The sequence below is a fragment of the Staphylococcus ureilyticus genome (assembly GCF_025558845.1).
In the GTDB taxonomy this organism is placed as follows: Bacteria; Bacillota; Bacilli; order Staphylococcales; family Staphylococcaceae; genus Staphylococcus; species Staphylococcus ureilyticus.
The window spans coordinates 256,995-270,975 of record NZ_CP094825.1 but is presented as its reverse complement, the minus strand read 5'-3'; the positions used below and the strand labels follow the sequence as shown (position 1 = coordinate 270,975).

Here is a 13,981-nt window from a genome sequence, read left to right as displayed (position 1 = left end):
TGTGGAACATGCTCAGGGAAAAACCTACTATCCTACCAACGATAGTGAGCGAAGGCTTTGTTAGCTTCAGCCATTTTATGAACGTCTTCACGTTTCTTAACTGCACCACCAGTGTTGTTTGCAGCGTCTAAAATTTCGTTAGCTAAACGTTCTTCCATCGTTTTTTCACCACGAAGACGTGAATAGTTAACTAACCAACGAAGGCCTAAAGTAGTACGACGTTCTGGACGAACTTCTACAGGTACTTGATAGTTAGAGCCACCTACACGACGTGCTTTAACTTCTAATACTGGCATAATGTTGTCGATAGCTTCTTCGAAAACTTCGATAGCTTCACGACCACTGCGTTCTTGAACTAATTCAAATGCAGAATAAAGAATTTTTTGAGCTGTTCCACGTTTACCATCTAACATAATTTTGTTAATTAATTTAGTAACTAATTTTGAGTTATGAATTGGATCTGGTAATACGTCTCTTTTTGGTACTGATCCTTTACGAGGCATAATATAAATCCTCCCTTCCTAATTATAATATATTTTCATGCTTTATAACGAAAATTTACGCAATCTTAAACTTATTTTTTAGGTTTTTTAGTTCCGTATAATGAACGACCTTGTCTACGACCGTCAACACCTGAAGTATCAAGTGCACCACGTACGATGTGGTAACGCACACCAGGTAAGTCTTTTACACGTCCACCACGTACAAGTACAACACTGTGTTCTTGTAAGTTGTGTCCGATACCAGGGATATACGCGTTAATTTCGATGTTGTTAGACAAACGCACACGAGCATATTTACGTAACGCAGAGTTAGGTTTTTTAGGTGTCATAGTACCTACACGTGTACAAACACCACGTTTTTGCGGTGAGTTTAAGCTAGTGTACTTTTTCTTTTTACTGTTGTAGTTTCTGTTCAATGCTGGTGAATCATAGTTTTTTGATTTGCTTTGTCTTGGTTTACGTACTAATTGGTTAATAGTTGGCATGAAATATGTCCTCCTCTCTTCTTTTATAATCCCACACATCCAGGTGGTTCATTTTAAAGGTAAATAAAATTTAGTAAGAAAAATCTTACTAATCTCATTTCAATAATGCAACAACAGTCGCATTAACGTTTATACCTACATACTTTCCTAAAGCTTGTTTGCTCTCGAAAAATGAGATAGATATGTTTTTTTGATTGATTTGACTTAACACGCGAGTCATTAGATGAACTTCAACGTCTTCAGCGATAATCAATGATGTCACTTGATCTTTATTCAAAGCTTTTAGCGTCTGTTTAAGACCAATAACATAGTGTTGTTTGTTAAAGCGTGCAACTTTTTCATTAGACATCTAAATATCCTCCAAAGTTCTGCTTGCATCAACCTTAATAATAATAACATCAAAATTACTGCGTAGTCAACTTTAATTAACATTTTTTGCAGAAAATATATAAAAAAATAAAAGAGCGAAATAAAGATCAAATGTTACCATCTCATCTTTTATTTCACCCAAAGTAAAATGGTCAGTCACTTAAGACATAGACACGTGTTGCAGTCCTACAACTACAACACATGTCTATATGTTTATACAAGCTCAAATGAATGTTGAACCATTTCATATTTTAAAAGCAATACTAGATTTCAGTTGGTTGAATCTCTTCAACAACTTCTTCTGGTGTCGCTTTATCATACTGTACATCACTGTAACGTCTCATACCTGTACCAGCTGGGATGAGCTTACCGATAATAACGTTCTCTTTAAGTCCAAGTAAGTTATCACGTTTACCTTTGATAGCAGCATCTGTAAGTACACGTGTTGTTTCTTGGAATGAAGCTGCTGATAAGAAGCTTTCAGTTTCAAGAGAAGCTTTTGTTATACCTAGTAATACAGGTTTAGATGTTGCTGGACGTTTACGTTCTTTGAATGCTTCACGGTTCGCATCTGTAAAGTTATGAATATCTACAAGTGCACCTGGAAGTAATTTCGTATCTCCAGCTTCAATGATACGTACTTTACGTAACATTTGTCTTACCATAACTTCAACGTGTTTATCATCAATTTCAACACCTTGCATACGGTAAACTTTTTGAACTTCTTTTAATAAATAACTTTCTGTTGCATTCAAGCCAGATATAGATAAGAAGTTCTTAGGTTCAATTGAACCTTCTGTGAGTGCTTCACCACGTTCAACACTTTGGCCAACTTCAACTTTTAATCTTGAAGTACCTGAAGCTAGGTAAGATTTCGTTTCATTTGCGCCTTTGATGACAATTTCTTGTTGACGATCTTTGGCAACGCTAATGTCATCTACGACACCTTCAATTTCAGTCACGACAGCTTGGCCTTTAGGGTTACGCGCCTCGAAAATCTCTTGGATACGAGGAAGACCTTGCGTGATATCACTACCTGCTACACCACCTGTGTGGAATGTACGCATTGTAAGCTGTGTACCTGGTTCACCGATGGATTGGGCAGCAATTGTACCAACTGCTTCACCAACTTCAACTTTTTCACCAGTAGCAAGGTTTTTACCATAACATTTTTCACATACACCATGACGTGTATTACATGTGAATGCTGAACGGATATACATTTCTTCTATACCAGCGTCTGTGATTTTCTTAGCAATTTCTGCTGTTACTAACTCATCTGGACGAACGATGACTTCATCTGTTTCTGGGTGGCGAATCGTTTCTTTAGAATAACGACCTTCAATACGTTCGCTGAATGGTTCAATCATTTCAGTACCTTCTTTAATATCAGATACAAGTAAACCACGGTCCGTACCACAGTCTTCTTCACGAACGATAACATCTTGTGCCACATCAACAAGACGACGAGTAAGATAACCAGAGTCCGCTGTTTTAAGTGCTGTATCGGCAAGACCTTTACGTGCACCATGTGTAGAGATAAAGTATTCTAACACTGTTAAACCTTCACGGAATGATGAAGTGATTGGTAATTCAATAATCTTACCGGATGGTGCAGCCATAAGTCCACGCATACCTGCTAACTGTGTAAAGTTAGATGCGTTACCACGGGCACCAGAGTCACTCATCATAAAGATTGGGTTTGTTTTTTCAAGTGATCCCATTAATTCGTTTTGAATTTGGTCTTTGGCATCAGTCCAAATTTCAACAACTGCATTGTAACGTTCAAATTCAGTAATTAAACCACGGTTGAATTGTTTTTGTACTTTTTCAACTAGTTTTTCATGTTCATCTAAAATTTGTTGCTTATCTGGTAAAACCACAATGTCAGATACACCGACAGTGATACCAGCTTTAGAAGAGAATTTGAATCCTAAGTCTTTCATTCTATCTAACATCATAGATGTATCTGTGATGCTGAATCGATTAAAGACTTCTGCAATGATATTTCCTAAGAAATTCTTGTTGAATGGTTCGATGAGTGGTTGTTCATCAAAATATGCTTTTAATCCACCCTCACCTAATTCTGTCGCAGAAACAAAGTATTTGTCTGGCGTACTGTTTTCAAGGTTATATTTTGTTGGTTCGTTAATATATGCAAATGAATCAGGAATGATTTCATTAAAGATTACTTTACCAACAGATGTTGTTAAAATTTTATGATTTTGCGCTTCTGTAAATGTTGGGTTATTAAATGAACTTGCATGCACACCTATACGTGTGTGTAAATGTACATAACCATTCGCATAAGCTTTCAACACTTCGTTTGTATCATTATAAATTGTACCAGTATTTACTGCATCTTTACGTTCTAAAGTAAGGTAATAGTTACCTAATACCATATCTTGTGATGGTGTAACAACAGGTTTACCATCTTTAGGGTTTAAGATGTTTTGTGCTGCAAGCATAAGCATGCGTGCTTCTGCTTGTGCTTCTTTAGATAATGGTACGTGAACAGCCATTTGGTCACCATCAAAGTCAGCGTTATAAGCTGTAGTTGCAAGTGGATGTAGACGAATCGCACGACCTTCTACAAGTGTAGGTTCAAATGCTTGGATACCTAATCTATGCAGCGTTGGTGCACGGTTTAAAAGAACTGGATGTTCTTTAATGACGTCTTCTAGTACATCCCATACTTCATCATCCATACGTTCAATCTTGCTTTTCGCATTTTTAATGTTTGTCGCAATTTCACGTTGAACTAATTCTTTCATGATGAAAGGTTTAAACAACTCTAAAGCCATTTCTTTAGGTAAGCCACATTGATACATCTTCAAGCTTGGTCCAACAGCGATAACGGAACGGCCTGAATAGTCAACACGTTTACCTAATAAGTTTTGACGGAAACGACCCTGTTTACCTTTAAGCATATGTGACAATGATTTTAATGGACGGTTACCTGGTCCAGTTACTGGACGACCACGGCGACCATTATCGATAAGTGCATCAACGGCTTCTTGTAGCATACGTTTTTCGTTTTGTACGATGATGCCAGGGGCACCTAAATCTAATAAACGTTTTAAACGGTTGTTACGGTTGATGACACGGCGATATAAATCATTTAAATCACTTGTTGCAAAACGTCCACCGTCTAATTGAACCATTGGTCTGATTTCTGGTGGGATTATTGGAAGTACGTCTAATACCATCCAAGCTGGATTATTACCAGAATGTCTGAATGATTCAACTACTTCTAATCGTTTAATCGCACGTGTAAGTCTTTGTCCTGTTGCAGACTCTAACTCATCACGCAATTCTTTTAATTCTGTATCCAAATCAATTTCATCTAATAATTCTTTGATACCTTCAGCACCCATTTTAGCTGTAAATTGACCAGGGAATTTATCATAGTACTCTCTGAATTCTGCTTCAGATAGTAATGTCTTTTTCTCTAATCCAGTTGGGCCAGGATTTACAACAACATAAGAAGCAAAATAAATGACTTCTTCTAATGCTCTTGGTGACATATCTAATAATAGTCCCATGCGGCTTGGAATACCTTTGAAGTACCAAATATGTGAAACTGGCGCAGCTAATTCAATGTGTCCCATTCTTTCACGGCGCACTTTAGATTTAGTTACTTCTACTCCACATCTATCACAAACCATACCTTTATAGCGTACACGTTTGTATTTACCACAACTACATTCCCAGTCTTTTGTAGGTCCAAAAATTCTCTCACAGAATAGACCATCTTTTTCTGGTTTTAAAGTACGATAGTTAATTGTTTCTGGCTTTTTAACCTCACCAAAAGACCATGAACGGATTTTTTCAGGTGAAGCAAGTCCTATTTTCATATAATGGAAATTATTTACATCAATCAAGGAGCCTACCTCCTTCAATTTAGATTAGCTGTGCAAATTGATTGATTGCTCTTTATCAATAATAGATAAGGCCATAATGAGGCAAGTACGACGACTTTACCCCAAAATGGTATACCTTTTTATAAACTTAAATGCGATCTGTATTAGTCAGTAATTTCTTTTTGTGATTGTGGCGCTTCTTTTTGTTGAAGGTCCACTTTACGTTCTACTGCATCTTCATCTTCGTTATCTTGCATGTCGATTTCATTGTCATGCTCATCCATAATCTTAACATCTAATCCTAAACTTTGAAGTTCTTTCATCAATACTCTGAATGATTCAGGAACACCAGGTTTAGTAATATTTTCACCTTTAACAATAGATTCATAAGTTTTTACACGACCTACTGTATCATCAGATTTATAAGTTAAGATTTCTTGAAGTGTGTATGCAGCACCGTAAGCTTCAAGTGCCCATACTTCCATCTCACCGAAACGTTGTCCACCGAATTGTGCTTTACCACCTAGTGGTTGTTGCGTAACAAGTGAGTATGGTCCAGTTGAACGTGCGTGTAATTTATCGTCAACCATGTGTGCAAGTTTCAACATATACATAACGCCGACTGAGATTCTGTTATCGAATGGTTCACCCGTACGTCCATCGTATAATACTGTCTTACCGTCACGTGCCATACCAGCTTCTTCAATCGTTGACCATACATCTTCATCACTCGCACCATCAAATACTGGTGAAGCAACATGAATACCTAAGTTTTTAGCAGCCATACCTAAATGTAACTCTAATACTTGTCCGATATTCATACGTGATGGAACACCTAATGGGTTCAACATGATGTCGATTGGTGTACCGTCTGGTAAGTAAGGCATATCTTCTTCAGGAACTAACTTAGAGATAACACCTTTGTTACCGTGACGACCACACATTTTGTCACCAACATGTATTTTACGTTTTTGAACGATATAAACACGTACTAATTGGTTTACACCTGGAGATAATGTGTCATCTCCTTCTTCACGGTTGAAGACTTTAACGTCTAGAACAATACCGCCTGCACCATGAGGTACACGTAATGATGTATCACGTACTTCACGTGCTTTTTCACCGAATATCGCATGTAATAAGCGTTCTTCTGCTGTTAATTCTGTTACACCTTTAGGCGTTACTTTACCTACTAAAATGTCTCCGTCATTAACTTCAGCACCTACGTATACAATACCACGGTCATCTAAGTTTTTAAGCGCACTATCTGAAACGTTAGGAATATCACGTGTAATTTCTTCAGGTCCTAGTTTTGTATCACGTGCTTCTGATTCATATTCTTCAATATGGATAGAAGTATATACGTCATCTTTTACTAAGCGTTCGCTCATAATTACAGCATCTTCATAGTTGTAACCGTCCCATGTCATGAAACCGACAACTACGTTTCTACCTAACGCCATTTCACCAAGTTCCATTGAAGGACCATCGGCTAAAATTTCACCTTTCGTTACGACATCACCTGTAGCAACGATTGGTCTTTGGTTATAACAAGTACCTGTGTTTGAGCGTTTGAATTTAGCTAACGGATAGCGATCGATTTCGCCTTCGTATTCTTGTCCATCTTCTTCGATAAGTTGACGTACAAGAATTTCATTAGATTCAACGTGTTCAACACGGCCTTTATGTTTAGCGACAATTGCAGCACCAGAGTCACGAGCTGCTACGTGTTCCATACCAGTACCTACGAAAGGTGATTCTGGATTCATCAATGGTACTGCTTGACGTTGCATGTTTGCACCCATTAATGCACGGTTAGAGTCATCGTTTTCTAAGAATGGAATACATGCTGTTGCTGCAGAAACAACTTGTTTAGGAGATACATCCATGTAATCCATTTTTTCTTTGGCCATAACTGTGTTATTACCACGGAAACGACAAACAACTTCATCGTCTAAGAAACGACCATTTTCATCTAGTTTAGAATTCGCTTGTGCTACTACATAGCTATCTTCTTCATCAGCTGTTAAATAATCGATTTGATCTGTGATACTATTCGTCTCAAGATCTACTTTACGATATGGTGTTTCAATGAAACCAAATTCATTTACACGTGCATAACTTGATAATGAGTTGATCAAACCAATGTTTGGTCCCTCTGGTGTTTCGATTGGACACATACGGCCATAGTGAGAGTAGTGAACGTCACGCACTTCCATTTGAGCACGTTCACGTGTTAAACCACCAGGTCCTAATGCTGATAGACGACGTTTATGTGTCAATTCTGCTAATGGATTGGCTTGGTCCATGAATTGTGACAATTGAGAACTACCAAAGAATTCTTTAATTGATGCAATAACTGGACGGATATTAATTAATTGTTGTGGCGTAATTGAATCTGTGTCTTGAATAGACATTCTTTCACGTACCACACGTTCCATTCTTGATAAACCAATACGGAATTGGTTTTGTAGTAATTCCCCTACTGAACGTAGACGACGATTACCTAAATGGTCAATATCATCTGTGAATCCAATACCACTTAATAAATTAAAGAAATATGACATTGATGCGATGATGTCAGCTGGTGTAATACATTTCACTTCTGAATCTGGGAATGCATTACCAATAACTGTTGTTGTGCGGCCTTCTTCATCATTAGGAACATATACTTTAATAGATTGAATTTCTACTGGTTCATCAATCACAGTACCTTCAAGTTCAAAAACTTCACTGTTCGCATTAGATTCTAATACATCCATGATTTCATCTAAATTACGACGATCTAGGACAGTACCTTCTTCAGCTACAATTTCACCTGTTTCAGCATTAACAATTGGTTCTGCTAATTTTTGATTGAATAAGCGGTGTTTTAAATGAAGTTTTTTATTCGCTTTATAACGACCCACGCTTGCTAAATCATAACGTTTCGGATCGAAGAAACGTGAGTATAGTAAGCTTTTCGCATTTTCTACTGTCGGAGGTTCACCTGGGCGTAAACGCTCATAAATTTCTAATAGTGCTTGATCAGTATTTTCAGTACCATCTTTTTCTAATGTATTACGTAAGTACTCATTGTCTCCTAAAAGATCAATGATTTCTTGATCTGTTGAGAAACCTAAAGCTCTCAATAATACTGTTAGTGGTAATTTTCTTGTTCTATCAATACGTACATAAACTACATCTTTGGCATCAGTTTCATACTCTAACCATGCGCCACGGTTAGGAATAATTGTTGCATCATAGTTTGTGCGACCATTTTTATCTAATTTTTCATTAAAGTAAACGGATGGTGAACGAACTAATTGCGATACGATTACACGCTCAGCACCATTAATCACAAATGTACCTGTATCTGTCATTAATGGGAAATCACCCATAAATACTTCTTGCTCTTTCACTTCGCCCGTTTCTTTAATGATTAGACGTACTTTTACACGTAGAGGTGCAGAATACGTCGTATCACGGTTTTTCGATTCTTCTAAATCATATTTTGATTCTCCAAGTCTGTAATCAACAAACTCTAAAGACAGATTTCCTGTGAAATCTTCAATCGGTGAAATGTCTCTAAACATTTCATATAAACCTTCTTCTAAGAACCACTCGTAAGACTTAGTTTGAATCTCAATTAAATTCGGTAATTCTAATACCTCTGAAATTCTCGCATAGTTTCTACGTTTACGATGTCTTCCATATTGGACAAATTGACCTGCCAAACAGATTCACCCCTCAAAAATTGCGTGTTTACTTTTACTAAATCAGCAAATATAATTAGACAAAAAGAAAACGGTAGCATAACTCATGACACCATTTTCTATTTCACCTTATATACTTTGTTAATTTATACGTAAAAGTACACACTTATTGAACATAATTTTTTACATTCTATTACTATATCAGAACAGTGGTTTTTAATCAACCTTTTACACTTCTTAATATATAATAGCCTTTGTGCTTTTCTAATACTTCTACATTACCAAATGTTTCTTCCATTTTTTTCTTCGCAGATGGCATACCTTGTTTCTTTTGAATCACAACATAAAGGGCACCATTCGCTTTTAATTTATGATGCGCATCAGTTAAGATGCTATGAACTACTTTTTTTCCTGCTCTAATCGGTGGATTCGTTAATACAAAATCAAAAGCATTATCCTCTACTTGCGATAACCCATCACTTTCTTTGATCTCTACATTCTCTAAATGATTTTGCGTTTTATTTTTAATCGATAAGGAAAGTGCGCGTTGATTTACATCAACCATCGTTATTTCATGGTGCGGAGACACTTTTGCAATCATCAAACCTATCGGTCCATAACCACAACCAACATCTATAATTTTTTTAGTAGGACCCGGGGGATTTTCTTTCAAAAAAGTATTGATTAATAAATCTGAACCAAAGTCTATTTTCCCTTTAGAAAATACACCTGAATCAGTAACTAATTTTAAATCATAGTTTTTGTAGGAATACGTAAAAGGAAGTTCAGCGCTTTCTACTTCAGGATTTTCATCATAGTAATGACTCATGACTACACCTCTTTTAATCTAATTCATCTTAGATTAATACTATACCCTCAACGAAACTTTGTAACAATAAACGATTCATTCAGGATAGATCAAATAAGATAAAACCCCGTTATATCGATAACGGGGTTTTCATTTCTCAAAGATTTCAGGATATCCACATTGCATTTAAGATTAGCGTATCGAAATAGCTAATGTGTTAAACTGCTTGAATAACATTCAATATATAATTATGAACTGTTAGCCAGCTAGAATTATTTTAATTCTACTGTAGCGCCAACTTCTTCTAATGCTTCTTTAAGTTTTTCAGCTTCTTCAGTTGGTAAAGCTTCTTTGATTACCTTAGGAGCTCCGTCAACTAATTCTTTAGCATCTTTTAATCCTAAGCCAGTAGCTTCTTTAACAGCTTTAACGACTTTGATTTTAGATGATCCAGCTGATGTTAATTCAACATCAAATTCTGTTTTTTCTTCAGCAGCGTCTCCGCCACCTGCTGCACCTGCTGCTGCTACTGGAGCTGCTGCAGTTACACCAAATTCTTCTTCAATTGCTTTTACTAAGTCGTTTAATTCTAAAACTGACATTTCTTTAATTGCTTCAATGATTTGTTCTTGATTAGCCATTTTAATATTCCTCCATTAATTTTATTAGTTTTATGCGCAATTATTCAGCGCTTTCTTCGTTTTGTTCTTTATCTTCTCCAACAGCTTTAACTGCATAAGCGAAATTGCGTACTGGAGCTTGTAATACTGATAAAAGCATAGAAACAAGACCGTCGTGTGATGGTAATGTACCAACTGTGTTAACTTCTTCAGCAGAAATAACACTGCCTTCCATAACACCTACTTTAATTTCTAAAGCTTTATGTTCTTTAGCAAATCCTGCTAATACTTTTGCTGGAGCAACAACATCTTCTGTTGAAGTAGCAACTGCAGTAGGACCTACTAAGTGTTCATTTAAATCTTCTAAGCCAACTTGATCAGCAGCACGACGAACCATTGTATTTTTCAATACTTTGAATTCAACGCCAGCTTCACGTAATTGTGAACGTAATTCAGTTACTTCTGAAACAGTTAGACCGCGGTAGTCAACGATTACAGTAGATACTGCATTCTTTAATGATTCAGCAATTACATCAACTTGTTGTTTTTTAGCTTCGATGATAGCAGACATTTAGACACCTCCATAGTTTTTTTATTTGGTGCTTTTAATCTTGATTACAACTGCTAATTATGTCAATTAACAACTTTATCTCAATAAAAAAAGCACTTTCTACCCACGGCAAAAAGTGCTTGAAAGATCTAAAAATCTTCACGTTCAAGTCAATTTTAGCCTCGGTAGGATTATTTTTAAGTTATGACTAACTCCTACTGTCTTAGGTAAAATAATACATTAACCAATATAACTGGTTAAATATAATATGTCAATATATTTTTAAAGATAAGACTGAATATATCCATCCAGTCTTATCATCATTTATATTTAAGATTAAAGTTTGAAGCTAGAAGTATCGACTTTTACGCCAGGACCCATTGTTGTTGTAACAGCAACAGATTTGAAGTAAGTACCTTTAGCTGAAGATGGTTTTGCTTTAGTTAACACATCTTGTAAAGCTTTGAAGTTTTCAACAAGTTTGTCAGTATCAAATGATACTTTACCAATAGAAGCATGTACAATACCAGCTTTTTCAGCACGATATTCTACTTTACCTGCTTTGATTTCTTCAACTGCTTTTGTAACGTCCATTGTTACAGTTCCAGTTTTAGGGTTTGGCATTAAACCTTTAGGTCCTAATACACGACCAAGTTTACCAACTTCGCCCATCATATCTGGTGTAGCTACTACTACGTCAAAGTCAAACCAACCTTGTTGGATTTGTTGAACATATTCACCTTCACCAACGAAATCTGCACCTGCTGCTTCTGCTTCAGCTGCTTTGTCTCCTTTTGCGAATACCAATACACGTTGTGATTTACCTGTACCATTTGGAAGTACAACTGCACCACGGATTTGTTGATCATTTTTACGTGTATCAATTCCTAAACGGAATGCTACTTCAACTGATGCGTCAAAGTTAGCGATACTTGTTTCTTTAGCTAATTCAACTGCTTCTTCCACACTATAGTGTTTTTGGCGGTCAATTTTATTAGCTACTTCTTGAAATCTTTTACTTTTCTTAGCCATTTCATGTCCTCCTTTAGTGGTTTTAGCGGAATTTCCTCCCACATTTACTCGCATTTGCAAGTTAAGAGCAGATAACAGAGAGGTTTTAATCATATTTCATCTCAGGAAACACTTCCTAAATAAATGACAATTTCCCTCTTATTACGACAATATTGAACGCTTTGATCCTGTTTGTCATTTCTGTCATCTGCTTCATCGTCAATCTATGTTTTCGTTAATTTTTTAATATTATTGAACTGTGATACCCATACTACGTGCAGTACCTTCGATAATACGCATAGCTGCTTCTTCGTCTGCAGCGTTTAAATCTTGCATTTTTTGGTTTGCAATTTCACGTACTTGATCTTTAGTTACTGTAGCAACTTTGTTTTTGTTAGGTTCACCAGAACCTTTTTCAACGCCAGCTGCTTTTTTAAGTAGTACTGGAGCCGGTGGAGTTTTTGTAATGAATGTAAATGAACGATCTTCATAAACACTGATTTCTACCGGAATAATTAAACCTGCATCTTCTTGTGTACGTGCGTTGAATTCCTTACAGAATCCCATAATGTTCACACCTGCTTGACCTAATGCTGGACCAACTGGTGGTGCTGGGTTTGCTTTACCTGCAGGAATTTGTAATTTAACAACTTTTTCTACTTTTTTAGCCACGATGTGCACCTCCTTGATATCGTGATGTGGTCACAGGACTCAGTTTTGTCCTCCCACTCTTCTACATTTCGTGACGAAATGAACGCTCTATGAGCGCGACCACAGTATTATAACATCTACTCAAATCATAAAGCAAGAGTAAAATGGAACTTTTTTTATAGAACCCCTTATCATTTTAATGATTAGGGGTTCTTAATGCATGAGCCCTGGCTCAGGTATTCCTTACGCTGAATCATTTTATTGATTAGGGGTTCTTAATGCATGAGCCTTGGCTCAGGTATTCCTTACGCTGAATCATTTTATTGATTAGGGGTTCTTAATGCATGTAAAGTAATATTTCTTGCTTTAACAAGTCTAGTATTACTTATATACCTTTATAATTTTTCAATTTGATCGAATTCTACTTCAACAGGTGTTTCTCTACCAAACATGTCTACAAGAACTGTCAATTTAAATTTATCCGCTTCAATTTCTTGAACTTCACCAACTTGATTCGCAAATGGACCTGATTTGATTTGAACTTGCTCACCTAAATCTAATTCAACATCAATTGTTTTTTCTTTCATGCCCATTTGTTTCAAGATGAAACGTGCTTCTTCAGGTAATAATGGATTTGGTTTTGACCCAGCACCTGCTGAACCAACAAATCCTGTAACACCCGGTGTGTTTCTCACAATATACCATGATTCATCAGTCATGATTAATTCGACTAATACATAGCCAGGAAATGTTTTTTTAGTTAACGTTTTAGCTTTACCATCTTTAACTTGTGTTTCTTCTTCTTCAGGTATAACCACTCTGAATATCAATTCAGTCATATTCATAGATTCCACACGTTTTTCTAAATTCTTCTTAACTTTGTTCTCATAACCAGAATAAGTATGCACAGCATACCAACGCTTTGCGCCAACTTCCTCAGACATGTCGTCACTCCTATCTATTTAATTAACTCTATAACTCTACCAATACCTAAATCTAAGACATAGAAGAAGGCTAAGAAAAATACTACCGTTGACACAACAATAATAGTATATTTAAATAATTCTTCTTTCGTTGGCCAACTCGTCTTTTCCATTTCTGACTTTACGCCTTGAAAGAAATTTTCTTTTTTAGCCATTAGCAATACCTCCATATTAATTCGATTTTCTCATTTGCTTATACATACGACAAATTAAGCAAATACAATACTCACAACTAAATTGGAAGGTTATATTTACTCAATTACTAAATCTAATATACCGACATTATTTCGCTTCTTTATGAACTGTATGTGCGTTACATCTCGGACAATACTTCTTCAATGTCAATCTTGATGTAAGGTTACTTTGCTTAGGAACATTATAATTTCTATTTCCACACGTTTCACAGCTTAATGGCACTTTTTTCATTTCACTTCACCTTACTC

At 36.2% G+C, this 13,981-nt stretch carries 13 protein-coding genes and 1 other annotated feature; all 13 genes read right to left on the bottom strand.

Annotated elements, in window-relative coordinates:
- Positions 1–32 precede the first annotated feature (32 nt).
- Positions 33–503, bottom strand: a complete 471-nt coding sequence (rpsG, locus tag MUA21_RS01225; protein ID WP_019468564.1) for a 30S ribosomal protein S7 — start codon at positions 501–503, stop codon at positions 33–35.
- Between the two features lie 71 nt (positions 504–574).
- Positions 575–988: a 30S ribosomal protein S12 gene (gene rpsL, locus MUA21_RS01220; protein ID WP_019468565.1), complete on the bottom strand. Its 414-nt coding sequence runs from the start codon at positions 986–988 to the stop codon at positions 575–577.
- A 94-nt stretch (positions 989–1,082) separates the two neighbouring features.
- Entirely contained in the window at positions 1,083–1,337 is a 255-nt protein-coding gene (locus tag MUA21_RS01215) for a ribosomal L7Ae/L30e/S12e/Gadd45 family protein (RefSeq protein WP_070039467.1), read from the bottom strand.
- A gap of 283 nt (positions 1,338–1,620) precedes the next feature.
- On the bottom strand, positions 1,621–5,214 hold the full coding sequence (rpoC, locus tag MUA21_RS01210; protein ID WP_169926877.1) for a DNA-directed RNA polymerase subunit beta': 3,594 nt from the start codon (positions 5,212–5,214) through the stop codon (positions 1,621–1,623).
- Between the two features lie 170 nt (positions 5,215–5,384).
- Positions 5,385–8,936, bottom strand: a complete 3,552-nt coding sequence (gene rpoB / locus MUA21_RS01205; protein ID WP_064209891.1) for a DNA-directed RNA polymerase subunit beta — start codon at positions 8,934–8,936, stop codon at positions 5,385–5,387.
- A 199-nt stretch (positions 8,937–9,135) separates the two neighbouring features.
- Positions 9,136–9,744, bottom strand: coding sequence for a class I SAM-dependent methyltransferase (locus tag MUA21_RS01200; RefSeq protein ID WP_070657486.1), 609 nt, complete (start codon positions 9,742–9,744; stop codon positions 9,136–9,138).
- A 251-nt stretch (positions 9,745–9,995) separates the two neighbouring features.
- Positions 9,996–10,364, bottom strand: coding sequence for a 50S ribosomal protein L7/L12 (rplL, locus tag MUA21_RS01195; RefSeq protein WP_046207683.1), 369 nt, complete (start codon positions 10,362–10,364; stop codon positions 9,996–9,998).
- 40 nt (positions 10,365–10,404) lie between these two features.
- The gene (rplJ, locus tag MUA21_RS01190; RefSeq protein WP_107526213.1) at positions 10,405–10,914 is read right to left on the bottom strand and encodes a 50S ribosomal protein L10; all 510 of its coding nucleotides are present in this window, start codon (positions 10,912–10,914) and stop codon (positions 10,405–10,407) included.
- 77 nt (positions 10,915–10,991) lie between these two features.
- Positions 10,992–11,139: a sequence feature (ribosomal protein L10 leader region), on the bottom strand.
- Between the two features lie 90 nt (positions 11,140–11,229).
- Complete coding sequence (rplA, locus tag MUA21_RS01185) at positions 11,230–11,925, bottom strand: 50S ribosomal protein L1 (protein ID WP_046207685.1); 696 nt, start codon at positions 11,923–11,925, stop codon at positions 11,230–11,232.
- A 228-nt stretch (positions 11,926–12,153) separates the two neighbouring features.
- Positions 12,154–12,576 (bottom strand): 50S ribosomal protein L11, encoded by a 423-nt coding sequence (rplK, locus tag MUA21_RS01180; RefSeq protein WP_019468573.1) that lies wholly within the window; start codon positions 12,574–12,576, stop codon positions 12,154–12,156.
- A gap of 374 nt (positions 12,577–12,950) precedes the next feature.
- Positions 12,951–13,499, bottom strand: coding sequence for a transcription termination/antitermination protein NusG (nusG, locus tag MUA21_RS01175; protein WP_019468574.1), 549 nt, complete (start codon positions 13,497–13,499; stop codon positions 12,951–12,953).
- Positions 13,500–13,513: 14 nt separating this feature from the next.
- On the bottom strand, positions 13,514–13,693 hold the full coding sequence (gene secE / locus MUA21_RS01170) for a preprotein translocase subunit SecE (protein ID WP_046207686.1): 180 nt from the start codon (positions 13,691–13,693) through the stop codon (positions 13,514–13,516).
- Positions 13,694–13,820: 127 nt separating this feature from the next.
- Positions 13,821–13,964, bottom strand: coding sequence for a 50S ribosomal protein L33 (gene rpmG / locus MUA21_RS01165; protein WP_071560108.1), 144 nt, complete (start codon positions 13,962–13,964; stop codon positions 13,821–13,823).
- Between the last annotated feature and the right edge of the window lie 17 nt (positions 13,965–13,981).